This window comes from Xylanibacter muris (genome assembly GCF_013166605.1).
GTDB classification, from domain to species: Bacteria; Bacteroidota; Bacteroidia; order Bacteroidales; family Bacteroidaceae; genus Prevotella; species Prevotella muris.
Genome location: NZ_JABKKF010000009.1, coordinates 50,015 through 74,768, shown reverse-complemented (window position 1 = coordinate 74,768; position 24,754 = coordinate 50,015). Strand labels below are relative to the sequence as shown.

Below are 24,754 nucleotides of genomic sequence, written 5' to 3'. Positions count from 1 at the left end.
ATAAACGGTCTGCCGGAAACCATGGTTCTTTCTTGGCATAATAAACCCCGAAAGTTTTGGGTGTTAACTTTCGGGGATATCTCGAATCAGTTCCTCTCTTTATATATAACGGCATTCGCACCGCTTGTAATATTCATTGCCTCAGGATGCTCTTTTATAAAAGAATCTATATGCCTCATACGCTTATCCTCAAGAATCTCGTCCACAGCTATAAGTATTCCTGTCTCCTCAACATCTCCAAAACCGTCGTTTATTGCCGTGCCAAACAGTTTCATTGTAGGACTCAACCCCATATATGCATTCACAAGCGGAGGTATATTATATCCGAGAGCACGTATCTCACGGTTGAGAATTCTATAGTCCTCCTTAAAAGATTCCTCGCAGAAAAGGCATTCAAGTTCATGCATGTCGGTCTCGATTTTCAAAGGATTCATCGGAATCACAAGATTTTCCTTATCCGCAAAATGCTTATTAAGGAAATACAGAATCATATCACGCCCCTTACGGATATACGACGGATACATTGTCATTTTCCCAAAGAAATACTTGACATCAGGCTGTATCACCGTAAGAGCACCCAACCCGTCCCACAGATTATCGAGGGCGAACAAGCTTTTTGACGGATTTTTCTGCGTATTCTGATATTCCAAGGCTACAAAACTCCTTCCAAGCTCTATTGTCTTGGGCATGTAATCACGCATGAACTTTTCCGAGAAGTGAAACATGTGGCTCGTAGCCAAAACCGGCTGGCCATTGGCATCAACATCAACGTCTGTGCCAAGAATATACCTGTATCCGCCGATTATCTCCTCTTGTTCCGGATTCCACACCACAAGTTGCTTGTAGCAGTTGTCCATTGTGTCGAACTCATCCAGATCCAGCGGCTTACCTGTACCGCCACCCGCCTCACGGAAAACGATTTCACGCAGACGTCCAATCTCCCTAAGCACATTAGGTGCATTATGAACATCAACAACATATATCTCATTGTGACTTCTGTTTGTCATGCGCAACTGCCGCTCCTGAGTAAGTTCGCTTTTCAACAACTCTTTGTCAACAGGCTGGATTATCTCTTGTTCCATTTCTCTTGTTTAAATATTTTTTGTTGCTTGGTTTTTAATAAATATTACGGAGATACAATCATTATCAGAGCTTATACACAATATCCTGAACATATTGTGCCCACTGTGCAGGAGTACGGCTTTTGTCAAAGGTCTGCCAAGGTATCGGCTTACCAATCGCCACACGAAAAGACTCATGAGCATTCTTATACATCTCATCCACAAGAAACAGCATGGCTATATTCACTTTCTTCACATACTTGTCTGAAAAGCCGGCAAGACGATAGAAGAAATCCGAATTCCTTCCGCTAAAATGAATCGGAACCACATCTCTTTGATATTCCACACTTTTAGTTATAAATGTCTTCTTCCACGCGACATCCTTTATGACACCTCCATTCCTCCGGGAACATATCCCAGCAGGAAACATCAGCATGTGATTATCGCTGCGAAAACCAGCCTCGACCATTGCAGGAAAGCTACGGCTCTGGCTTCCGGTCTTATTGATAGGTATGCACAGCGGAGCCAACCCCGGCAGGTTCATAAGAAGGTCATTCACAAGATATCTGAAACGGCTGTCATAATGGCGCCCGATGATTGCCCCTAAGGCAACTCCGTCTTCACCGCCCAAAGGATGATTACTTACAAACGTATATAACCGCCCGTCATTTTTATCAGGCAAATTGTCCATTCCCTCAACATCCAAAGTCATGTCAAGATAACGTACACACTCCTCAAGCCATTCCGTTCCTGTCTTGTCACGGCTGTCCCATAAAAAACGGTTCACCTCATCCTGATGGATTATGCGCTTAAGCCATGAAACAAGAAAACCAGGCAAGAATGAAGCCTTACTGCCCATTTTGCCCTCAAGTATCTTATCTATATCAATGGTTTTCTCTGTTATCTGGTTCATTTACTCCACATTATACTAACGACTTGCAAAAGTAGTGGAAAACTTTTAAAAATGATTCTGTTTTATAAAGAAAATAGTCAAAAAGAGTAAAAACGCATTAAATCCTTTGCTTTTTGTTCTTAAACTTCAATACCGCATAATCAGAATGACCAATAGAAAGAAGACCGCAGGACAAAAATATGCGGCTCACACAAACGACAAATATCAAAAAAAGACACCGGCCCATAAAAAAAGTGGGGAAAAGTGGAGGATTATGGTGGAAAATATGTATCTTTGACGCCTGAATCCTTTTAAATATGTACGTATGCGTTTTTTGGGAAACATCGAAGCCAGAACAGACAATAAAGGAAGGGCTTTCCTGCCGGCACAATTCCGGAAGATACTGCAATGCAACGGTGAAGAACGTCTGGTATTGAGAAAAGATGTTTTCCAACCATGTCTTGTCCTGTATCCTGAATCGGTATGGAACATGCAGCTCGACACTTTACGTAAAAGACTCAGTCCATGGAACAAGCCCCATCAACAGGTATTCAGGCAATTCATATCTGACGTAGAACCTTTGTCCATCGACGGAAACGGACGCTTTCTTATACCCAAAAGATACATGAAGGTGATCGGAATGACACAAGAGATAAGGTTCATCGGCATGGATGAGACCATAGAAATATGGGACGCGGCAAAGACGGAAGAACCGTTTATGGACCTGGAGGACTTCGGGAAAGCCATTGAAAGATTGATGAACACAGATGAAGATATAAAATGACAACAACAGAAACATACCACGTTCCCGTGCTTTTAAATGAAAGTATCGACGGACTAAATATAAAACAGGGAGGCATATACGTAGACGTGACATTCGGAGGCGGCGGACATACCTACGAGATACTCAGAAGGACAGACAAGACATCCCATCTGTATAGTTTCGACCAGGATGCCGATGCGGAGAAAAACATAAAGGACGAGTATTCCGGCCGTTTTACTTTTGTAAGAAGCAACTTCAGATATATAAAGAACTGGATGCAGTATTATAATGTCGAACATATAGACGGGTTATTGGCCGATTTAGGCGTGTCGAGCCATCATTTTGACGATCAGACAAGAGGATTCTCCTTCAGGTTCGACTCACCCATAGACATGAGGATGAACACACGTTCCGGGACAACCGCCGCTGAAATACTGAACACATACGACGAGGACAGACTTGCAAACATGTTCTTTCTGTTCGGTGAACTGAAAAATTCCAGAAAGATATCAGCCGCGATAATAAAAGCCAGAAATGTCAGGACCATTTCAACCACAGGGGATTTCATAAAGGCCGTCGAGAGCCTGTTTCCACGTGAAAGACAAAAAAAAGACATGGCAAAGCTTTTTCAGGCACTGAGAATGGAAGTGAACCATGAAATGGACGCTCTGAAAGAGATGCTGTACGGAGCCACACAGTTGCTTGCTCCTGGAGGAAGACTTTCTGTCATAACATACCATTCCATCGAGGACAGAATTGTAAAGAACATAATGAAAACGGGGAATACAGAGGGGGTATTGACAAAAGACTTTTTCGGAAGGGCGGAAACACCATACAGGCTGATAAACAATAAAGTCATAATACCTGACGAAAACGAACAGCTGAAAAACCCAAGAAGCAGAAGCGCGAAACTAAGGATTGCAGAAAAAATATGAAATAAGAACGGACAGGAGGAAGAAACATGCCTAAAGAAAAGCAAACTTACCATACGGCACCGAATGACACAGCGGACAACGACAGCTGTATATCAAAAACAAATACGGCAAATGGCGTTACAAGGGAAAGCAATGAAGGGAGAGAATATACCGAAGAGGAAAAACAATTAGATCTTGCCATACAACGTATAAACGAGAATGCACGCGAGGAAGATACAAGACCGTCCACATCGCTTTCACTGAAGGAGATTATCGGAGGTGAAATCCTAAATGCAAAGTTTATAAGAAGTCAGCTGTGGCTTATACTGCTGATTGCCGCCTTTACACTGACATACGTGGCTTTCAGATACCAGTGCCAACAGGACATAATCATAATGGATAAAATGGAAAAAGAACTGAAAGACGCCAAATACAAGGCCTTGTCATGTTCAAGCTCACTGACAGAAAAGTGCAGGGAAAGCAAGATTCTTGAAAAATTAAAAGCAAACAAAGACAGCACGATACATATATCAGACCAGCCACCTTATATTATTAACATACCGGAGAAATGAGCAAATTCAACAACAATAAAGTAATGCCGCGTTTTTTGGTGATTGCAGTAATACTGACTTTCATCGGTATGGCTGTGATAGGCAAGGCTCTGTATATCATGACAGCTAAAAAAGACTACTGGACTGAAGTTGCCTCAAGACTTAAACGAGACAGCGTGAACACATATCCAAACCGCGGCAATATTCTCAGCTGTAACGGAAAACTGATGGCAAGCAGTATACCTGAATTTAAAATATTCATGGATTTCAAAGTCGGAGGCAAAGAAAAAGATTCTATGTGGTGTGCCAATATCGACCTGATTTGCGACGGATTGCATAAGATCTTCCCGGAAAAGTCTGCCGGAGACTTTAAGCGCCACCTTGAGAAAGGACGCAAGAAGATGTCACAGAACTGGCCTGTATGGCCATATCTGATAGACTACAATACCTATACAAAAGTAAAGCAACTGCCTGTCTTTTGTCTCTCACCTTACAAAGGCGGATTCCATTGCGAGGAAAAGAAAAACGCAAGGCGCAGGCCATTCGGCTCATTGGCACAACGCACCATCGGCGACATGTTCAATTCCAAGGATACGGCAAGATGCGGCCTGGAACTGTCGTATGACTCCATCCTCAGAGGTTCTACGGGAATAAAGCACAGGCGCAAAGTACTAAACAAATATATGGACATACCTGTCACACCGCCCGTTGACGGTGCGGACATAGTGACAAGTATAGACATGAACATGCAGGATATCGCCGAACGTGCCGTCATAGACGAACTTAAACTTATAGACGGCAATGTAGGCGTAGCCATTCTGATGGAAGTACATACAGGAGACATAAAGGCCATCGTAAATATTACCAGATGCAGCAACGGTGAATACCGGGAAATAAGAAACAATGCCGTAAGCGACCTGTTGGAACCGGGTTCCGTGTTCAAGACAGCATCGCTGATGGTCGCTTTGGACGACGGTATCGTAGACACCACCTACAAGGTAGACACAGGCTGCGGAATATGGAAGATGCACGGCCGTGACATGAAAGACCACAACTGGAGGCGCGGCGGCTACCAAGTCATTTCCGTGCCGCGAATATTGGAAGTAAGCTCAAATATAGGAGTAAGCCGGATAATAGATGAAAACTATGGAAATAATCCTGAGAAATTCATTGAAGGAATATATCGCACAGGTCTTGCCAGTGACTTGAACCTTCCTTTTGTCGGTGCTGCAAAACCACGCATACGCATGCCTAAAAAAAACAAACACGGACAGTATACAAACTGGAGCAAAACCGCGTTGCCGTGGATGAGCATAGGATACGAAACACAGATACCTCCCATATCGACACTGACATTCTACAATGCAATAGCAAACAACGGGAAAATGGTACGCCCACGATTCGTGAAAAAGATTGTCAAGGACGGAGAGACTGTTATGGAATTTCCTACGGAGGTGATAAAAGAAAGCATCTGCAAAAAAAAGACATTGGATTACATTCAGACAATACTTGAACATGTTGTAAGCCAGGGACTCGGGTCAAAGGCAGGCTCAAAGTCATTCAAAGTGGCGGGAAAAACCGGAACCGCACAGATTTCCAAAGGGGCCGGAGGATATAAAAGCGGTGTCACGAACTATCTTCTCAGCTTTGCAGGATACTTCCCTGCCGATGCTCCAAGATACAGCTGCATAGTATGTATACAGAAATCAGGCCTGCCTGCATCCGGAGGAGGAATGAGTGGTGTAGTGTTCCATAATATAGCAGAAGGTGTCATGGCCCAAAACCTGAAGCTAAGCGCAGAGGAAGCACACGACACATCATCCATATTGATTCCGGATGTCAAAAACGGGAACATCATGTCCGCAGACTATGTCCTCACAAACCTCGGAATAAAGACCGATACGGAATGGAAGGGCAATTATGCATACGGAAATCCTATATGGGGAAAAGCCGCACTGAATACAGGGAATGTGACTCTCACACGCACAAGAAACCATGGCAACACCATACCTGACGTAACGGGCATGGGAGCACGCGACGCCGTATATATGCTTGAGAGCAGAGGACTGAAAGTGTGCCTGAAAGGCCGGGGAAAAGTAAAGGAGCAAAGCTGTGCGGCCGGCAAAACGGCAATAAAAGGACAACTATGCACAATAATACTTGAATAGCATCATTTCTAAGGTAAGAACATAAAAAATTGAAATATCATTATGAAACTGTGTGAACTGCTTGTAAATATCAAGGCCTTAGCCATAGAAGGCAATACAGATATAGAAATAACAGGAATCAACATCGATTCCAGAAAAATCTGCAAAGGGCATTTGTTTGTAGCGATAAAAGGAACTGTAACCGACGGACACCAATATATATCAAAGGCAATAGAGCTCGGTGCCTCCGCCGTACTTTGCGAAACTCTTCCTGAAAAAACGGCAAACGGTGTCACTTATATAAAAGTTGAATCTACAGAAGACGCTGCAGGAAAAGCAGCAACGGCATTCTACGGATTCCCATCGGAAAAACTCAAACTGATCGGGGTCACAGGCACAAACGGCAAGACAACAATAGCCACATTATTATATAACATGTTCCGTAAATTCGGACATAGATGCGGACTGCTCTCAACAGTATGCAACTATATCGAGGGCAAGCCTGTTCCGGCAGACCACACCACACCTGACCCGATCGAGCTTAACAGGCTTCTGAAATGCATGGCGGATGAAGGATGCGAATATGTCTTCATGGAATGTTCAAGTCATGCAATAGCCCAGAAACGCATTGGAGGATTAAAGTTTGCCGGCGGAATTTTCACCAATCTGACACGCGATCATTTAGACTACCATAAAACCTTTGAAAACTATCGCGATGCAAAAAAGGCGTTTTTCGACTCTATGCCAAAGGAGGCATTCGTAATAACAAACGCCGACGACAAGAACGGAGCCGTGATGGTACAGAACACAAAGGCCACTGTAAAGACCTATTCCACACGTACACTGGCAGACTTCCGTGCAAAAATAATCGAATGCCACTTCGAAGGCATGTATATCGAGATAAACGGCATGGAAGTGGGAGTCCAGTTTATTGGCAAGTTCAATGTAAGCAATCTGCTGGCAGTATACGGTACAGCCGTCATGCTTGGAAAGAAGCCTGAAGACGTGCTTTTGGTGTTAAGCACACTGAAAAGTGTAAGCGGACGTCTGGAGCCATTACGCGCAAATGAAGGATTCACCGTTATTGTGGACTATGCCCATACTCCCGACGCGCTTGAAAACGTACTGAATGCAATACATGAGGTTCTTGACGGCAAAGGGAATGTCATCACAGTATGCGGAGCCGGAGGCAACCGCGACAAAGGTAAACGTCCGCTAATGGCACAGGAGGCCGTGAAACAGAGCGACAAAGTAATAATAACAAGTGACAATCCGAGATTCGAAGAGCCACAGGACATCATAAATGACATGATTGCAGGACTTACCCCACAGCAAATGAGAAAAACGGCAAGCATCATCGACCGTAAAGAGGCAATACGCACGGCCTGCATGATTGCCCAAAAAGGCGATGTGATTCTGATTGCGGGGAAAGGCCATGAGAACTATCAGGAGATAAAAGGCGTCAAGCACCATTTTGACGATAAAGAGATTGTAAGAGATATCCTTGGCATATAGAAACTTATGCCTGCAAGGCATATCATCCGACAAAAGAGAACCGTATTATCATTTATAAGTATATTTAAAATTTAGAAATATGTTGTACTATCTGTTCCGTGTGCTCGACCAGTTCGGTATTCCGGGCTCTCACATGTGGGCTTATATTTCTTTCAGGTCACTACTTGCCCTTATTCTGTCGCTTGTAATATCCGCATGGTTCGGCGAGAAATTCATAAAATTCCTCAAACGCAAGCAAATCACAGAAACACAGCGCGATAAAAGCATTGACCCGTTTGGCGTCAAAAAAATAGGAGTACCGTCAATGGGAGGCGTTATAATCATCGTCGCAATACTTGTGCCTGTCATTCTTCTTGGAAGGATGCGCAACATCTATCTTATACTGATGATCGTCACAACACTCTGGCTCGGACTAATCGGAGGACTCGATGACTATATCAAGATATTCCGCCGCAACAAGGAAGGACTTCCTGGCAGATTTAAAATCATCGGACAGGTCGGTCTCGGACTTATTGTGGGCATCGTCCTATATCTCAGTCCCGATGCTGTGATCAGAGAAAATATCGTGATGAAAAAACAGCAGTCATCGGAACTGGTAATAAAGCATAACAGCGAGCAAGTAAAATCCCTTAAGACAACAATACCGTTTGTTAAAAGCCACAATCTTGACTATAGCAGTATAATGTCGTTCTGCGGCAAATACAAGGATGCGGCAGGATGGATACTATTTGTCATAATGACCGTCATTGTTGTCACGGCAGTATCAAACGGAGCCAACCTAAATGACGGAATGGACGGAATGTGTGCAGGAAATTCGGCAATAATAGGCGTGGCATTAGGTATTTTCGCATACGTTTCAAGCCACATTGAGTTTGCCTCATACCTCAACATAATGTATATTCCCGGAAGCCAGGAACTTGTTGTATTTATCTTTGCATTTGTCGGTGCAATGATAGGATTCCTGTGGTACAACGCCTACCCTGCACAAATATTTATGGGCGACACAGGCTCTCTGACCATCGGAGGCATAATAGGCGTTTGCGCCATTATCATACATAAAGAACTCATGCTGCCCATATTATGCGGCATTTTCTTTGTTGAAAGTCTCAGTGTGATCATGCAGGTATGGTTTTACAAGGCAGGCAAACGCCGCGGTATCAAACAACGCATATTCAAACGGACTCCGATCCACGATACATTCAGGACTCAGAACTGCCAGCTTGATCCTGACTGCAAATATCTGATAAAGACACCAAGATACCCGTTCCACGAGTCCAAGATAACCGTAAGATTCTGGATTGTAACAATTATTCTGGCGGCATTGACCATAATAACATTAAAAATGAGATGACCTTTATATAAAAACAAGACTGTATAACAATATGAAAAGAATTGCAATCCTTGGAGCAGGCGAAAGCGGAGCAGGCGCAGCCGTGCTTGCACAGAAAGAAGGTTTCAGCGTATTTGTGTCTGACATGTCTGAAATTGCAGACAAATACAAGAAGATACTTGACAGCCACAACATAGAATGGGAAGAGGGACACCATACAGAAGACAAAATCCTCAACGCAGATGAGATTATCAAAAGCCCCGGAATACCTAAAGAGGCCCCGATAATACAGAAAATAACGGCCAAAGGAATAGGTATAATCAGTGAAATTGAGTTTGCGGGACGATATACGGACTCAAAGATGATATGCATTACAGGCAGCAACGGAAAAACGACCACTACATCACTGATATACCATATATTCAAGAATGCAGGATATGATGTCGGACTTGCAGGAAACATCGGAAATTCCCTTGCCCTCCAAGTTGCCAAGAATCCACACGAATATTACATAATTGAATTGAGTTCATTCCAACTTGACAATATGTATGATTTCAGGGCAAACATCGCAATATTGCTGAACATCACTCCCGACCACCTGGACAGATATGACAACTGCATGCAAAACTATGCGGATGCAAAAATGCGCATCACACAAAACCAGACACCGGAGGACGCGTTTATATATTGGAGCGGAGACCCATTAATAAGGAAAGAGCTTGACAAATATGACATAAAAGCAAAAAGGTATCCTTTCACAGAACAGAAGGAAACAGGCAGCATCGGATACACAGACAACGGTATGTATACGATAAAAGAGCCAGCTCTTTTCGAAATGCGGCAAGATGCCCTCAGCCTGACAGGCAAACACAATATATACAACAGTCTTGCTGCCGGCATGGCAGCCAACATTTCGGGTATTGGAAAAGAAGACATAAAAAGGGGTCTCAGCACCTTTCCCGGTGTAGAACACCGTCTCGAGCATGTGGCGGAAGTAAACGGTGTGACTTACATCAACGACTCCAAGGCAACAAATGTAGATGCATGCTGGTACGCACTTGAAAGCGTAAAGACAAAAGCCATACTTATAATAGGAGGCAAGGATAAAGGCAATGACTATAATGAAATAAAGGAGCTTGTAAAAGAAAAATGCTCCGGACTGGTTTATCTTGGAGCAGACAATACAAAACTCCATGATTTCTTCGACAGTTTCGGACTGCCTGTACGCGACACCCATTCCATGAAGGACTGTGTAATGGCATGCCATGAAATGGCAAAGCCCGGAGAAACGGTACTTCTGAGTCCATGCTGCGCAAGTTTTGATCTGTTCAAGAATATGGAAGACAGAGGCGAACAGTTTAAAACCATCGTGAAAAGCATGGCCTGAGAATAGGGAAAGCAGATGTCCTTATCACCAAATTAAACAAAACAGAGGATAAAAACAGTGACGACATAAATGGAGAAAAAACTCGGCAATATATTCAAAGGGGACAAAGTAATATGGATGGTGTTCTTCTTCCTTTGCATAATCAGTATAATTGAAGTCTTCAGCGCATCAAGCGGACTGACGTACAAGAGCAACAATTTCATCATGCCCATAATAAAGCACTCCGGAATGATCATCTTCGGAGTCTTTGTCGCCGTATTAATATTGAACATCCCGTGCCGCTATTTCAAGCTAACGACACCTTTCCTTCTTGCAATATCCTTTGCCACACTGATTTGGGTCCTGTTTGCAGGGGAGGATATAAACGGTGCACAGCGCGTAATAGGAGTCGGAAGCCTTACTTTCCAACCATCAGAAATAGCCAAAGGTTCTCTCATACTCGCTGAGGCACAGATTCTAAGTGCACTGCAAGGCGAGAATGGGGCAGACAGGAATGCCTTCAAATACATATTGTGGATATCTTTACCTATAGTTTTTCTTATCATGGTTGAGAATCTGTCAACCGCCGTATTACTAAGCTTTGTAGTTTTTCTTATGATGATTATAGGACGCGTTCCTATGAGACAAATAGGAAAACTGATGGGAGTCGTGACAATTATCGCCGTCCTGGGGATAAGCTTCATCATGCTATTAGGACACACGGAAGACAATACAAACCGGAATCTTTCCAAGACCGAGACCATTGAAACACAGACAAAGAAAGACAAAGGGTTCATGGAAAAAGTTTTCCACCGTGCCGACACCTGGAAAGGACGCATCTATAAACACATGAACAAGGAGGAGGTGCCTCCCAAAGAATATGACCTCGACAAGGACGCACAGGTCGCACATGCCAATATAGCCATCGTATCAAGCAATGTGATTGGCAAAGGCCCGGGAAACTCCGTCGAACGGGATTTCCTCGCACAGGCTTTTTCTGACTTCATCTATGCCATAATCATTGAAGAGATGGGTATTTTCGGAGCAACATTTGTCGTCTTTCTCTACGTAATCCTGCTTTTTAGAACAGCACGGATAGCGAACCGTTGCGAAAACAACTTCCCGGCATTTCTCGCAATGGGACTTGCTTTGCTGCTTGTTGTGCAGGCGACATTCAACATGCTTGTGGCAGTAGGATTGGCACCGGTAACAGGACAGCCCCTGCCCCTTATAAGCAAAGGAGGAACGTCAACGATCATCAATTGTGCATATATCGGGGCAATACTAAGCATAAGCAGGTCAGCAAAACGCGCCAATAAAACGGAAACAGAGACAGACAATCCTGCCGTATATGCAGCATAGAAGAAAAGCACGCCTAAAAAAGTGAATGAAAATTAGTTGAAACAAGATAAAATTATTAATTTTGCAAAACTGCGTAACAGCTTGACCTACGGTATAAAATATAAAGAAATGGATAAGGAATTAAGAATAATGATAAGTGGCGGAGGTACCGGCGGACATATCTTTCCGGCCATATCCATCGCAAATGCAATAAAAGCCCTGTATCCTGAGGCAAAAATTCTATTTGTCGGAGCTTTGGGACGGATGGAAATGCAGCGCGTTCCTGATTCTGGATATGAAATCATAGGCCTTCCGGTAAAAGGCCTGATAAGACCGTTATGGTCGCCGAAGAACATCGGAATACTTCTCGACTTCATAAAAAGCAAAAGGATGGTAAGGAAAACCATCAAAGAGTTCCGTCCCGATGTAGCTGTAGGTGTAGGCGGCTATGCCAGCGGTGCCACTCTTGATGCGGCAAGCTCAATGGGAATACCTTGTATAATACAGGAGCAGAACTCATACGCAGGAATGACAAACAAGCATCTGGCCGGGAAAGTCAGAAAAATATGCGTGGCATACGATGGCATGGAACGCTTTTTTCCTGCCGATAAAATCATAAAGACAGGCAATCCGGTGCGGCAGGCTCTTCTTGACACGCAACTGTCTCATGAAGACGCCGTGAAGAGCTTCGGGCTCAATCCTGATAAAAAGACCATACTGTTTGTCGGAGGCAGTCTGGGTGCACGCACCGTTAACGAAAGCATCTTACAGCATCTTGACATTGTAGAAACATCCGGTGTGCAAATCATCTGGCAGACCGGCAAGTACTACAATGCAGCTATCATGGATGAGCTGAATAAACATAATCCCTTGCAGAACATGGTCGTCAAAGACTTTATCAGCGACATGGGAGCGGCATACCGTGCGGCAGACCTGGTCGTAAGCCGCGCCGGGGCAAGCAGCATTTCCGAGTTTTGCCTCATCGGCAAGCCTGTAATACTTGTTCCTTCTCCCAATGTGGCGGAAGATCATCAGACAAAAAACGCAATGGCACTTGTCAACAAAGAAGCAGCTTTATATGTAAAAGACTCTGATGCCCCAAAGAGACTTCTGGAACTGGCAGTCAATACCGTCAACGACGGTGCCAAACTGAAAAGCCTGAGCGCGAACATATTAAAGTTAGGCATGCCTGACTCTGCCAATATTATTGCAAATGAGGTAATAAAACTTGCAGGTAAACACTAACAGAAACTTAAAATAATGGAACTCGAACATATAAAAGCCGTATATTTTATCGGTGCAGGAGGCATCGGCATGAGTGCAATAGCACGTTATTTCATGAACAAGAAGCTCCTCGTTGCAGGATATGACAAGACACCTTCACAGCTTACACTACAATTGGAACGTGAAGGAATGCTCATTCATTATGAAGAAGATATAGACAAGATTCCACAGGAATGCAAAGAGAAAGACTCATGTCTTGTGGTATACACACCGGCGATTCCAGGCAACCACAGGGAGTTGTCTTATTTCCGCGATAACGGCTTTGAGGTAGAAAAACGTGCACAGGTTTTGGGAACTCTCACACGTTCACACAAAGGACTATGTGTGGCAGGAACACACGGTAAGACCACAACATCCACAATATGCGCACATATAATGCATCAAAGCAGACAGGATTGCAATGCCTTTCTTGGAGGAATATCAAAGAACTATGGCACAAACTATATTCTCAGCGAAAGCGACTATGTCGTGATTGAGGCAGACGAATTCGACCGTTCGTTCCACCAGCTGTCCCCGTGGATGAGTGTCATAACATCAACAGACCCTGACCACCTTGACATCTATGGAACAGAAGAGGCCTATCTTGAAAGCTTCAAAAAATATACTTCATTAATACAACCGGGAGGTGCCCTCATCATTCACAAGGGACTGAAAATGAAGGAAGATATCAATGACAGTGTAAGACAATATGAATACAGCCGGGATGACGGTGATTTCCATGCGGAAAACATCCGCATCGATAACGGGAGAATAACATTTGATTTCATTTCTCCAATAGAAAATGTCAGGGACATCGAACTTGGACAGCCTATACCAATCAATATTGAAAACAGTATTGCAGCAATGGCAATGGCACAGCTAAGCGGATGCTCTGCGAATGAGCTTAAGAACGGAATAAAAACATACAAAGGTGTAGAACGCCGGTTTGATTTCAAAATCAAGAACGACAGGATTGTCTTACTAAGCGACTATGCACATCATCCCAAAGAGATATATCAAAGCGCCAAAAGTATGCGTGAGTTATATAAGGACAAAAAGATAACCGCTATCTTCCAACCTCATCTATATACACGTACAAGAGACTTCTACAAGGATTTTGCAAATAGCCTGAGCATTCTGGACGAGATTGTTCTATGTGACATATATCCCGCACGGGAAAAACCGATACCGGGAGTAACATCCGCACTTATCTTCGACAACCTGAGAGAAGGAGTGGAAAAAAGGATGATAAGCAAAGAACAGATACCGGACTTCATCACTGAAAACGATTTCGAAGTGCTCATAGTTCTTGGAGCAGGAGATATAGACAACTATGTTCCGCAGATCAAGGACATACTTCTAAAAAAATACGGTCTGTCACCGGAAGAGGCATAAGCACATTAACGGACAGACATACAGCATACAACCATAAAGTTCAATAATAGCGGAATGCGACTGATATTTAACTGGAAAAGAATACTGCTCACAATCACAAACATTGCAATTGCAGTGTATCTGGTCTTTGCCGTCACGGCTTTCAATAAGCCTGACGACAAAAAAGCTGTATGCTCACAAGTAAGAATAAACATCACAGACGAACTGGTTGACGGTTTTCTCAATGCCGAAGAGATAAAGAAGATATTAAAACAAAACAAGATGTATCCTCTCGGCAAGAAGATGACAGCCATAAATACCCGTGAGATTGAAACTTTTCTAAGAAAGAGTCCATTTGTAGACCATGCCGTATGCTATAAGACTTCAAGCGGACATATACACATAAACCTCACACAGAGGATGCCGGTAATGAGAGTAATCGCCAATAACGGAGACAACTATTATGTTGACAATCACGGAGGCATAATGGCAAACGACAAATACACCGCAAACATGATTGTAGCCACCGGACACATCAGTAAGGCATACGCTCAGAAAGTACTCACAAAGGTAGGCAAATATCTTGTGAGCGATAAATTTTGGCAAAACCAGACAGAACAGGTCAACATACTTTCGGACGGATCTATGGAAATAATACCGAGGGTCGGAAACCATATCATATATATAGGCCAACCCACTGATTTAAAGAAAAAACTCACACGGATGGAAAAATTCTACAAATATGGACTGAATAAGGTCGGGTGGAATAAGTATTCATACATCAGCGTAGAGTTTGACAACCAAATAATATGTAAGAAAAATAAATAGAATAAGCACATGGCAGGAAAGGATTTTATAGTAGCGATAGAACTCGGTTCGTCAAAAATAACCGGAATAGCAGGAAAGAAGAATTCTGATGGAAGCATCAACGTCTTGGCTGTAGTAAAGGAGTCGGTCAAAGACAATGCCGCAACATCAATAATAAGAAAGGGTGTGGTTTACAATATCGACAAAACCGCACAGTGTCTGACTACGATAATAAACAAACTTACAGCCCAGCTTAAAACAGAAATAGCACAAGTATATGTAGGCGTGGGCGGACAGTCAATAAGAAGTATCAGGAATACAATAACCAAAGAATTACCGGTAGACACCAAAGTCACACAAGACATGGTAATAGAACTGATGGATTCCAATCGAAGTACGAAATATCCCAATCAGGAAATCCTTGACGTAGCGCCTCAGGAATATCGGGTCGACACTCAGTTGCAGTTAGATCCTGTCGGCATACAATGCTCACGTTTGGAGGGCAATTTCCTGAACATACTTGAACGCCAGACTTTCTATAAGAATCTGAATAAATGTTTCGAGACAGCAGGTATAAATGTGGCCGAGATGTATCTCGCCCCGCTTGCCCTTGCCGACAGTGTCCTTACCGAAACGGAGAAACGTTCAGGATGTGCTCTCATCGACATAGGAGCCGATACCACTACCGTATCCGTATACAGCAAGAACATACTGCGGCAACTTGCAGTAATCCCGTTGGGAAGCAGCAATATCACAAAAGACATCGCATCATTACAGATGGAAGAAGAGGATGCGGAGAAAATGAAAATAAAGTATGGCAGCGCCTACACGAACAATGACGATATCGACAATACCCTTATGCTGTCAATAGACGAAGAGCGTCAGGTTGAAAGCAGGAAGTTCATTGAGATTGTGGAAGGACGCATGGACGAGATTATAGAAAACGCGTGGCATCAGATACCGCAGGCCTATTGTGACAAACTGCTCGGAGGTATTATCCTTACCGGTGGCGGGGCAAACATGAAGAATATAGACAAGGCTTTCATCAACCATACACATATCGATAAGATAAGAATAGCCAAATTCGTCAATCATACCATAAATTCCAACAATGAGGACATAAACGCAAAGAACGGTATGATGAACACTATTCTCGGACTTCTCGCCAAAGGCGAGATAAACTGCGCCAGTGACGAAGCCGACGGACAGCGTGACTTGTTCTCCACACAACATCCGGCAGATTCAGGGCGTACGATATCTTCTGTTTCCGGAATGCGTCCGGGTTCAGTCCCCACAGAGGAACAGAAACGACAGGCTGAGGAAGAAATCCGCAGGAAACGCGAGGAGGAAGAAAGGATTGCCCGTGAAAGAGAAGCTGAACTCGAAGCCCAGAGAGAAAGGGAACGCAAAGAAAACAGCATCATAAACAAAGGACTGAGATGGATAAAGAACATGGGAAAGAAAATCGTTGAAGAGGAATAAAACAATAATAAAAAGATAAGATATGGCAAACAATAATATACCGGACATCGTCGACTTCGGAACTCCGGACAAAGAGAATAGCATTATAAAAGTGATCGGTGTAGGCGGAGGAGGCGGAAACGCAGTAAACCACATGTACCGCGAAGGCATCCATGACGTTACTTTCGTGCTGTGCAATACCGACAACCAGGCGCTCAACGATTCGCCGGTGCCTGTACACCTGCAACTCGGAAGCGAAGGATTAGGGGCAGGAAACAAACCTGCCAAGGCACGCCAAGCGGCAGAGGAAAGTCTTGAGGATATAAAAAACATGCTTAACGACGGCACCAGAATGGCATTCATCACCGCAGGAATGGGAGGAGGAACCGGAACCGGAGCCGCTCCGGTCATAGCCCGAGTTTCAAAAGAGATGGGAATACTGACGGTAGGTATAGTTACAATACCTTTCCGATTCGAAGGCGACAGGAAGATCGACCAGGCTCTTGACGGTGTCGAGGAAATGTCAAAGCACGTCGATGCCCTTCTGGTAATCAACAATGAACGCCTGCGTGAGATATATCCTGACCTCACCGTACTCGACGCTTTCGGAAAAGCCGACGACACTCTTAGCGTCGCAGCCAAGAGCATTGCGGAAATAATCACTGTTCACGGCCTTATAAACCTCGATTTCAACGATGTCAAAACCGTATTGAAAGACGGTGGCGTGGCCATTATGAGCACAGGGTACGGAGAAGGAGAAGGCCGTGTGAAAAAAGCTATCGACGATGCGCTTAACTCTCCCTTGCTCAACGACAACGATGTGTTCAATTCAAAGAAGATTCTTCTCAGCATATCTTTCTGCGGTCAGAATGACGGAAAAGACAGCCTTATGATGGAAGAGATGAATGACGTGAATGATTTCATGGCAAGATTCGAAGGCGATTTCGAAATCAAGTGGGGACTCGCAACCGATCCTGAACTGGGCAAAAAGGTTAAGGTGACGATACTTGCCACAGGATTTGGGATAGAGCGCGTAGACGGAATGAACAACCACCTTAAGCGTCACACACAAGAAGAGGTAAACAGGCTTGCCGAAGAACAGGAGAAAAACGCAGAACGTCAGAGCCGCCGCGAATGTTATTACCGCGACAAAGACAACAATAAAAAATATAAAAAACGCTCCAACGTATATCTGTTCCGCCCGGAAGATCTCGACAACGACAACATCATATCCGCAGTAGAGTCAAATCCTACATACAAACGCTCACGTGAGGACTTGGAGAAGATACATAACCAAGCTTTCGGTGACGATGTGGCGCAGGATATAAACGACACTCCCAAAGAACCGGAACAGGGAACAATCAAATTTTTCTCTTAACAAAAATAAAACAAAACAATATCATGGCATTATTTGATCAAATAAGCAAAGACATCATTGCGGCGATGAAAGCCAAGGACAAGGAAAGACTTGAAACACTGAGAAATATCAAAAAAGTATTCATAGAAGCAAAAACCGCTCCCGGAGCCAACGATACACTTGACGACTCCGCAGCAATGAAAATACTTCAGAAACTGGCCAAACAGGGACACGACTCTGCCGATCTTTATATCAGCCAAAACCGTCAGGACCTCGCAGACCAGGAACTTATACAGGTAAAGGTTATTGAAGAATATCTTCCAAAACAAATGAGCACGGAAGAAATCGAAGTTGCCGTAAAAGAAATCATCGCCTTTACAGGCGCGAACAGCATGAAAGACATGGGAAAAGTTATGGGACTTGCAAGCAAGCAACTGGCCGGAAAAGCCGACGGCAAGACCATCTCCGACATTGTAAAGCGACTGCTTGCATAAGCAGCCGGCATACCTATGCACATATCCTGCAATATTTCATCCGCAGACAATCCTGTACATGAAGTATTGCAGGATTTTTATTGCCTGTCACACGAACAGTTCCCTTAACACATCCAAAGATTTAAGCTCAGGAAAATCAGGAATATGAATCCTATAATAGGATATGATTATATCCACCATACGGTTTCGCTCCGCACGTGACATTTTATAAAGATGCATCGTTCCAAAATCCATTCTCATCATAACAATAATCTTACCTGCCTCTGACGGAGACAGGAAATCATGATGTGAAGGCTCAACCAGGCAGAAGCCCGCGGCACGAAGATCAAAACAGCAACCTTCACAATAATCTTCCAGATTAGGGTAAAAGCCAAGGAATCGCGACAGCCGCATGAGAAACGCCAAATGGAAATTCGCATATCCGTCAACCGCACTGTCAAGCCATTTTATACTATCAGAAACATACGCGAACAACGGATTGTTCGCCTGCTCTCCACGTAAGGCATAACACAGGAACTCAGATATAAACATCGCCAACGACATCTTCACAGGCTGCAAGGGCAGTGACACGAACGGGAAACATATCCTCGCATCCGTTATTTTCTGCAACCGCGCACGCTCACGGATATCACAGTCAAGCTCCAAAAGCATCAGAGGCTGAAAGAACTGTCTTCTCAACTTTGCCTTCGCCGACTTTGGCAAAGGAATGATAAACGACATTCTGCCTTCGACATCCGTGAAAGCATCCACAATAAGCTTGGATTCACCAAACTTCACTGTACGTATTATTATGGCCTGAGTTTTAATCTTCATATAAAAAACATGCAAATATAATGCAAAAGAAACTTACCTGTGCAGCTTTTCGCTTTTTTAACCTCAATACATATACTCTCAATACAACATATCCTTTTCACGATATAAGCCATGATGCAAAAACTTCAATACACCGTCAAATTAATACCGTAAAAGCAAATACAAAGCGCTGTTTCATAAAAAAAGCCTGTAAACAATCATTTTTTTAATGAAATATTTTGCAGATAAAAATAAAAGGCGTACCTTTGCAGCGCAAAAGACAAAGACGGTCCCTTCGTCTATCGGTTAGGACGAGAGATTTTCATTCTCTAAAGAGGAGTTCGACTCTCCTAGGGACTACATTTAATCCGACATCCGCGCAGTGATGCGCCAGCGAGGCTCAAACTGAAGCCAAGCGGATAGATGTCGGAGATTTTCGTATATATAAGTATACGAAAATTCAAAAGGCAGCCATAAAGGCATAAGACCTCAACTAATAACAACAAAAAACATTTAATTAAAAAATGGCAAACCACAAATCATCCATCAAAAGGATTCGTCAGACCAAGAAAAGAGCTCTGCACAACAAGTATTATGCAAAGACAATGCGCAACGCAGTACGTAAATTGCGCGCACTGACAGACAAAGAAGAAGCAGTTAAGATGTATCCTTCAGTTCAGAAGATGCTTGACAAACTGACAAAAACAAACATTATCCATAAGAACAAGGCAGCGAACTTGAAGTCAAGCCTTGCAAAGCATATCAACAAACTCGGATAATTTCCAATAGCGACAATAAAAACAGATGCCGTGAACATAACGTATGTTCACGGCATCTGTTTTTATTGTTATTTTACACATCTTTTATTATTTAATATCGCAAATATTTAGTATCTTTGCACTTCAATAATACTTTATATAAACATGGCAGAAGACATCACCAAGGAAAGTAATTATTCCGCAAGTAACATCCAGGTACTTGAAGGCCTTGAGGCCGTACGCAAGCGTCCGGCAATGTATATAGGAGACATCAGTGAAAAAGGTTTACACCATTTGGTAAACGAGACTGTAGACAACTCCATAGACGAGGCAATGGCCGGCTATTGCACCCATATTGAAGTTACAATCAATGAAGATAATTCAATTACTGTTCAGGACAACGGGCGAGGCATACCCGTTGACGAGCACAAGAAACTCCATAAGTCAGCCCTCGAAGTCGTAATGACCGTACTCCATGCCGGAGGAAAGTTCGACAAAGGCTCATATAAGGTCAGCGGTGGACTTCATGGTGTGGGTGTCAGTTGTGTAAATGCACTTTCCACGCACATGCTGTCACAGGTCTTCCGCGACGGCAAGATTTATCAACAGGAATACGAACAGGGCAAACCTCTGTATCCGGTAAAGATTACGGGTGAGACCCAGCTCCAGGGTACACGCCAACAGTTTTGGCCGGATCCCACGGTATTCACCACAACCGAATATAAATACGACATCATAGCAAAGCGCATGCGTGAGTTGGCATACCTGAATGCAGGCATAACGATTACACTCACCGATATGCGTCCCGATGAGGAAGGCAACACCAGACAAGAAGTTTTCCACGCCCGCGAAGGACTGAAGGAGTTTGTCAGATATATAGACCGTCACCGTACACACTTGTTTGACGACGTTATCTATCTGAAGACGGAAAAACAAGGCATTCCTATCGAAGTGGCAGTAATGTACAACACCGACTACAGCGAGAACATCCACTCTTACGTAAACAACATCAACACAATCGAGGGAGGAACCCACCTTGTAGGTTTCAGGATGGCACTTACACGCACACTGAAAAAATATGCTGACAACGAGCCCACAATATCCAAACAGATAGAAAAGGCAAAGATAGAAATTACAGGAGAGGACTTCCGCGAGGGACTTACCGCAGTAATATCCATCAAAGTGGCGGAACCGCAATTTGAAGGACAGACGAAGACCAAGCTTGGCAACAGCGAAGTTGCCGGAGCCGTACAGCAGGCTGTGGGCGAAGCGCTTTCCTATTATCTTGAGGAACATCCTAAGGAAGCAAAGCAGATTTGCGACAAAGTCATCCTTGCAGCCACCGCACGCATCGCGGCACGCAAGGCGCGTGAGAGCGTGCAGCGCAAGAACCCCATGACCGGAGGAGGGCTTCCCGGCAAACTTGCAGACTGCTCGAACAAAGATCCAAAAGAATGTGAGATATTCCTTGTCGAGGGAGACTCGGCAGGAGGCTCTGCCAAACAGGGTCGCGACCGCTATACACAGGCCATACTTCCTTTGCGCGGAAAGATTCTCAACGTAGAGAAAGTGATGTGGCACAAGGTGTTCGAAAGCGAGTCCGTAATGAATATAATACAGAGTATCGGAGTACGCTTCGGAGTGGAAGGCGAAGGCGACAAGGAAGCAAATATCGACAAGTTACGTTACGACAAGATTATAATCATGACCGACGCCGATGTCGACGGCTCACATATCGACACACTTATAATGACCCTCTTCTACCGTTTCATGCCGAGAATAATCCAGGAAGGACATCTTTACATTGCCACGCCCCCGCTCTATCTCTGCACCTACAAGAACAAAGCCAAGGAGTATTGCTATACAGAGCAGCAGCGACAGGCCTTTATCGACAAATGGGGTGAGGGTGCCGAAGACGACAAAAACATCCACACACAGCGTTATAAAGGTCTTGGTGAGATGAATCCCGAACAGCTTTGGGAGACAACCATGAACCCGGAAACGCGTCTTCTGAAACAGGTCACCATCGAGAATGCAGCCGCAGCCGATGAGATTTTCTCAATGCTCATGGGCGATGATGTGGAGCCAAGACGCGACTTTATCGAGAAGAACGCCACATACGCGAACATCGACGCATAATTACAATAATAAATATCACAGGCGGTACCATATAAAAGCATTTATGGTCCGCCTGTTTTCCTTACAGACCGCGACATACAGGGGTTTGTTTTCCATAACATCATAAAAAACGGCATAAAAAAGATGGATGTAAAAATAGAACAGTCATGGAAAGAGCTTTTACACGATGAGTTCAACAAGCAGTACTTCGCCGACCTCACAAGTTTCGTGCGTTCCGAATACAGCCGATACACTTGCTATCCTCCCGGCAACCTCATTTTCAATGCCTTCAACCTTTGTCCTTTCGACAAAGTGAAGGTAGTCATCATCGGACAAGACCCGTATCACGAACCGGGACAGGCCCACGGATTGAGTTTCTCTGTATGTGACGGAGTACAGTTTCCACCGTCACTTATCAACATCTTCAAGGAAATAGAGGCCGACTTAGGCTCTCCGATGCCGCAAAGCGGCAATCTCACACGATGGGCTGAGCAAGGCGTCCTGTTGCTCAATGCCACCCTCACCGTACGTGCACGTCAGGCCGCATCACACCAACGCAAGGGATGGGAACAGTTTACAGATGCGGTAATAAGCACACTGAACGCACAAAGAAACAACCTGGTATTCATTCTATGGGGAGGCTATGCACGGTCGAAGGCACAACTTATCGACAGTTCAAGGCACCTTATCCTCCAGTCCGTACACCCGTCACCGCTGTCGGCCAACCGCGGCGGATGGTTCGGCAACCATCATTTCTCACGTGCGAACGCCTATCTTGCCGAACACGGGGCAACACCCATAAACTGGTAGTATACATATACGCACCAATGCCTCTGTCTGGATTATGATTCAGGCACATGCACGCCATACACAAGACTCGACAGCCATTGCCGGTTTCCCTTAAAAACAATAAAAGACTCACATGATAATCGAAATAGGAGACGTACTTGTCTCATCTGACATATTCACAGAAAAATTCTGCTGCGACCTCGACGCATGCAAAGGCATCTGCTGTGTGGAAGGAGATGCCGGAGCACCTGTAACCATGGATGAAATAAGCGAGATAGAAAACATGTTGGACACCGTATGGTCCGACCTGTCGGCCCAGGCACAGACCGTTCTCGACCGTCAGGGCGTGGCATACGCTGACCGCGACGGTGAGCTTGTCACAAGCATTGTAGGCGGCAAGGACTGCGTGTTCACATGCCACGACGGAGAATTCTGCCTATGTACATTGGAAAAGGCCTTCCGCGAAGGCCGGTCCGGCTTCTGCAAGCCCGTCAGTTGCGCGCTGTATCCCATACGCGAGATACGGTTCTCCGACGGACGCATCGGTCTCAACTATCATCGTTGGGACGTATGCAGGGATGCGGTAAAAAAAGGAAGGGAAACATCCACACCACTATATAAGTTCCTCAGAACGCCTCTCATAAGACGCTTCGGCAACGAATGGTATGAAGAACTTGAGACCATAGCCGCCGAACTGAAGGCACAGGGCTATATAAAAGACTGATATCATCATGTCGGGATGTCGCCTTCAGAACACTGTCATGACTGCCTGTATTCTGAAGGCGACATCCCGACATGTTCCTTGAAATACTTTCCGAGAAACGACTGGTTGGGAAAGTGCATATCCATCGCTATCTCCTTTATGCTCTTTGCCGAGTTCTTGAGCTGTACCCGCAGTTCCAGAGTGACATAGCTGTCTATCCATTCGTTAGGCGTGCGCCTGCTTATCTGCTTTACCGCCTCCGACAGATATTTCGGGGTTATGCTCATCTGCCCTGCATACCATCCCACTCTGCGCTGTTCCTTGAAATTACCCTCCACAAGACGTATGAAATCGGTGAATATTACATCGGCCCGACTTTGCTTTCTCTCCGAGCAGACATTTATGCGGTATATTATATTGCTCAAATCATAGAACATTGCAAGCACAAGGGTCTTCACCACATCGCGTCTGAAACGGTTCTCCCGCTCAGCCGTTTTCTCCTTAAGCAGGAAGAAGTATTTTCTGAACAGGTCTACCTCCGATACAGACAGTTCCGTCACCGGATGATTCCTCGAAAACAGAAACAACGTGGACATGTCGCTCACATTCTTCACTATGTCATAGAAAAAGCGCGTGGATATTATCATACACAGACATTCCAAATCCTCCGATGCCTTGAAGTTATCCACCACATGACGCTCGGAAATAACAATCACATCGTTCTCCCCGACTTCACGCATCTGTGTGTCTACTGCAAATTCCGCATGCCCTTTCATACACAGAGCCACAAGGATAAAGGTCATCCTCCGCGGTTCACGTGCGGCAATCGTCGCATCCATCTTATCAAAAAGGATTATATCATCCTCTATGAAATCGGCATTGGCAAGCACGTCCTGAGCTTTTCTGAAATCGGTATTTAAAATCTGTTTCTTTAACATCATGGTTTTCCTAATCAGCA

22 protein-coding genes and 1 tRNA gene are annotated in these 24,754 nt (G+C 44.4%); 19 read left to right on the top strand and 4 right to left on the bottom strand.

Annotated elements, in window-relative coordinates:
* Nucleotides 1-86 precede the first annotated feature (86 nt).
* Entirely contained in the window at nucleotides 87-1,082 is a 996-nt protein-coding gene (gene glsB / locus HPS56_RS09555; protein WP_172275915.1) for a glycine N(alpha)-acyltransferase GlsB, read from the bottom strand.
* A 64-nt stretch (nucleotides 1,083-1,146) separates the two neighbouring features.
* Nucleotides 1,147-1,974 carry a lyso-glycine lipid O-acyltransferase GlsA gene (gene glsA, locus HPS56_RS09550; protein ID WP_172275914.1) on the bottom strand — a complete coding sequence of 276 codons (828 nt, stop codon included), beginning with the start codon at nucleotides 1,972-1,974 and terminating at the stop codon, nucleotides 1,147-1,149.
* Nucleotides 1,975-2,278: 304 nt separating this feature from the next.
* On the opposite strand from glsA, the gene mraZ reads away from it, so the two are divergent.
* The 14 genes from mraZ to HPS56_RS09480 all read left to right on the top strand — a co-directional run bounded on the left by mraZ (nucleotide 2,279) and on the right by HPS56_RS09480 (nucleotide 18,636).
* Nucleotides 2,279-2,737 carry a division/cell wall cluster transcriptional repressor MraZ gene (mraZ, locus tag HPS56_RS09545; protein WP_172275913.1) on the top strand — a complete coding sequence of 153 codons (459 nt, stop codon included), beginning with the start codon at nucleotides 2,279-2,281 and terminating at the stop codon, nucleotides 2,735-2,737.
* Nucleotides 2,734-3,651 (top strand): 16S rRNA (cytosine(1402)-N(4))-methyltransferase RsmH, encoded by a 918-nt coding sequence (gene rsmH / locus HPS56_RS09540; RefSeq protein WP_172275912.1) that lies wholly within the window; start codon nucleotides 2,734-2,736, stop codon nucleotides 3,649-3,651. The genes mraZ and rsmH overlap by 4 nt, the downstream gene beginning before the upstream one ends.
* Before the next feature lie 26 nt (nucleotides 3,652-3,677).
* Nucleotides 3,678-4,202, top strand: a complete 525-nt coding sequence (locus tag HPS56_RS09535; RefSeq protein ID WP_216655787.1) for an FtsL-like putative cell division protein — start codon at nucleotides 3,678-3,680, stop codon at nucleotides 4,200-4,202.
* A complete protein-coding gene (locus HPS56_RS09530) occupies nucleotides 4,199-6,349 on the top strand; it encodes a PASTA domain-containing penicillin-binding protein (RefSeq protein ID WP_172275911.1) in 2,151 nt (716 codons plus the stop codon). Before HPS56_RS09535 ends, HPS56_RS09530 begins: the two co-directional genes overlap by 4 nt.
* A gap of 42 nt (nucleotides 6,350-6,391) precedes the next feature.
* Nucleotides 6,392-7,843 carry a UDP-N-acetylmuramoyl-L-alanyl-D-glutamate--2,6-diaminopimelate ligase gene (locus tag HPS56_RS09525; protein ID WP_172275910.1) on the top strand — a complete coding sequence of 484 codons (1,452 nt, stop codon included), beginning with the start codon at nucleotides 6,392-6,394 and terminating at the stop codon, nucleotides 7,841-7,843.
* A gap of 79 nt (nucleotides 7,844-7,922) precedes the next feature.
* On the top strand, nucleotides 7,923-9,194 hold the full coding sequence (locus tag HPS56_RS09520) for a phospho-N-acetylmuramoyl-pentapeptide-transferase (RefSeq protein WP_172275909.1): 1,272 nt from the start codon (nucleotides 7,923-7,925) through the stop codon (nucleotides 9,192-9,194).
* Nucleotides 9,195-9,225: 31 nt separating this feature from the next.
* Nucleotides 9,226-10,560, top strand: coding sequence for a UDP-N-acetylmuramoyl-L-alanine--D-glutamate ligase (gene murD, locus HPS56_RS09515; protein ID WP_172275908.1), 1,335 nt, complete (start codon nucleotides 9,226-9,228; stop codon nucleotides 10,558-10,560).
* Nucleotides 10,561-10,629: 69 nt separating this feature from the next.
* Nucleotides 10,630-11,901 carry an FtsW/RodA/SpoVE family cell cycle protein gene (locus HPS56_RS09510; protein WP_172275907.1) on the top strand — a complete coding sequence of 424 codons (1,272 nt, stop codon included), beginning with the start codon at nucleotides 10,630-10,632 and terminating at the stop codon, nucleotides 11,899-11,901.
* A 108-nt stretch (nucleotides 11,902-12,009) separates the two neighbouring features.
* Nucleotides 12,010-13,125: an undecaprenyldiphospho-muramoylpentapeptide beta-N-acetylglucosaminyltransferase gene (gene murG, locus HPS56_RS09505; protein ID WP_172275906.1), complete on the top strand. Its 1,116-nt coding sequence runs from the start codon at nucleotides 12,010-12,012 to the stop codon at nucleotides 13,123-13,125.
* Between the two features lie 15 nt (nucleotides 13,126-13,140).
* A complete protein-coding gene (gene murC / locus HPS56_RS09500; RefSeq protein WP_172275905.1) occupies nucleotides 13,141-14,538 on the top strand; it encodes a UDP-N-acetylmuramate--L-alanine ligase in 1,398 nt (465 codons plus the stop codon).
* Nucleotides 14,539-14,592: 54 nt separating this feature from the next.
* Entirely contained in the window at nucleotides 14,593-15,345 is a 753-nt protein-coding gene (locus HPS56_RS09495) for a cell division protein FtsQ/DivIB (RefSeq protein ID WP_253952439.1), read from the top strand.
* A 9-nt stretch (nucleotides 15,346-15,354) separates the two neighbouring features.
* Entirely contained in the window at nucleotides 15,355-16,806 is a 1,452-nt protein-coding gene (gene ftsA, locus HPS56_RS09490) for a cell division protein FtsA (RefSeq protein ID WP_172275904.1), read from the top strand.
* 22 nt (nucleotides 16,807-16,828) lie between these two features.
* Nucleotides 16,829-18,163 carry a cell division protein FtsZ gene (gene ftsZ, locus HPS56_RS09485; RefSeq protein ID WP_172275903.1) on the top strand — a complete coding sequence of 445 codons (1,335 nt, stop codon included), beginning with the start codon at nucleotides 16,829-16,831 and terminating at the stop codon, nucleotides 18,161-18,163.
* 23 nt (nucleotides 18,164-18,186) lie between these two features.
* Entirely contained in the window at nucleotides 18,187-18,636 is a 450-nt protein-coding gene (locus tag HPS56_RS09480) for a GatB/YqeY domain-containing protein (protein ID WP_172275902.1), read from the top strand.
* Between the two features lie 87 nt (nucleotides 18,637-18,723).
* On the opposite strand, the gene recO is transcribed toward HPS56_RS09480, so the two are convergent.
* Entirely contained in the window at nucleotides 18,724-19,449 is a 726-nt protein-coding gene (recO, locus tag HPS56_RS09475) for a DNA repair protein RecO (RefSeq protein ID WP_172275901.1), read from the bottom strand.
* Between the two features lie 267 nt (nucleotides 19,450-19,716).
* Here recO and HPS56_RS09470 point away from each other — a divergent pair.
* The 5 genes from HPS56_RS09470 to HPS56_RS09450 all read left to right on the top strand — a co-directional run bounded on the left by HPS56_RS09470 (nucleotide 19,717) and on the right by HPS56_RS09450 (nucleotide 23,817).
* Nucleotides 19,717-19,788 (top strand) — tRNA-Glu (locus HPS56_RS09470).
* 164 nt (nucleotides 19,789-19,952) lie between these two features.
* Complete coding sequence (gene rpsT / locus HPS56_RS09465) at nucleotides 19,953-20,207, top strand: 30S ribosomal protein S20 (protein ID WP_172275900.1); 255 nt, start codon at nucleotides 19,953-19,955, stop codon at nucleotides 20,205-20,207.
* Nucleotides 20,208-20,351: 144 nt separating this feature from the next.
* Complete coding sequence (gyrB, locus tag HPS56_RS09460; RefSeq protein WP_172275899.1) at nucleotides 20,352-22,325, top strand: DNA topoisomerase (ATP-hydrolyzing) subunit B; 1,974 nt, start codon at nucleotides 20,352-20,354, stop codon at nucleotides 22,323-22,325.
* 123 nt (nucleotides 22,326-22,448) lie between these two features.
* A complete protein-coding gene (ung, locus tag HPS56_RS09455) occupies nucleotides 22,449-23,114 on the top strand; it encodes a uracil-DNA glycosylase (protein ID WP_172275898.1) in 666 nt (221 codons plus the stop codon).
* A 112-nt stretch (nucleotides 23,115-23,226) separates the two neighbouring features.
* Entirely contained in the window at nucleotides 23,227-23,817 is a 591-nt protein-coding gene (locus HPS56_RS09450) for a DUF3109 family protein (RefSeq protein ID WP_172275897.1), read from the top strand.
* Nucleotides 23,818-23,852: 35 nt separating this feature from the next.
* Here HPS56_RS09450 and HPS56_RS09445 read toward each other — a convergent pair whose 3' ends face one another.
* A complete protein-coding gene (locus tag HPS56_RS09445) occupies nucleotides 23,853-24,737 on the bottom strand; it encodes a helix-turn-helix domain-containing protein (RefSeq protein ID WP_349665788.1) in 885 nt (294 codons plus the stop codon).
* Between the last annotated feature and the right edge of the window lie 17 nt (nucleotides 24,738-24,754).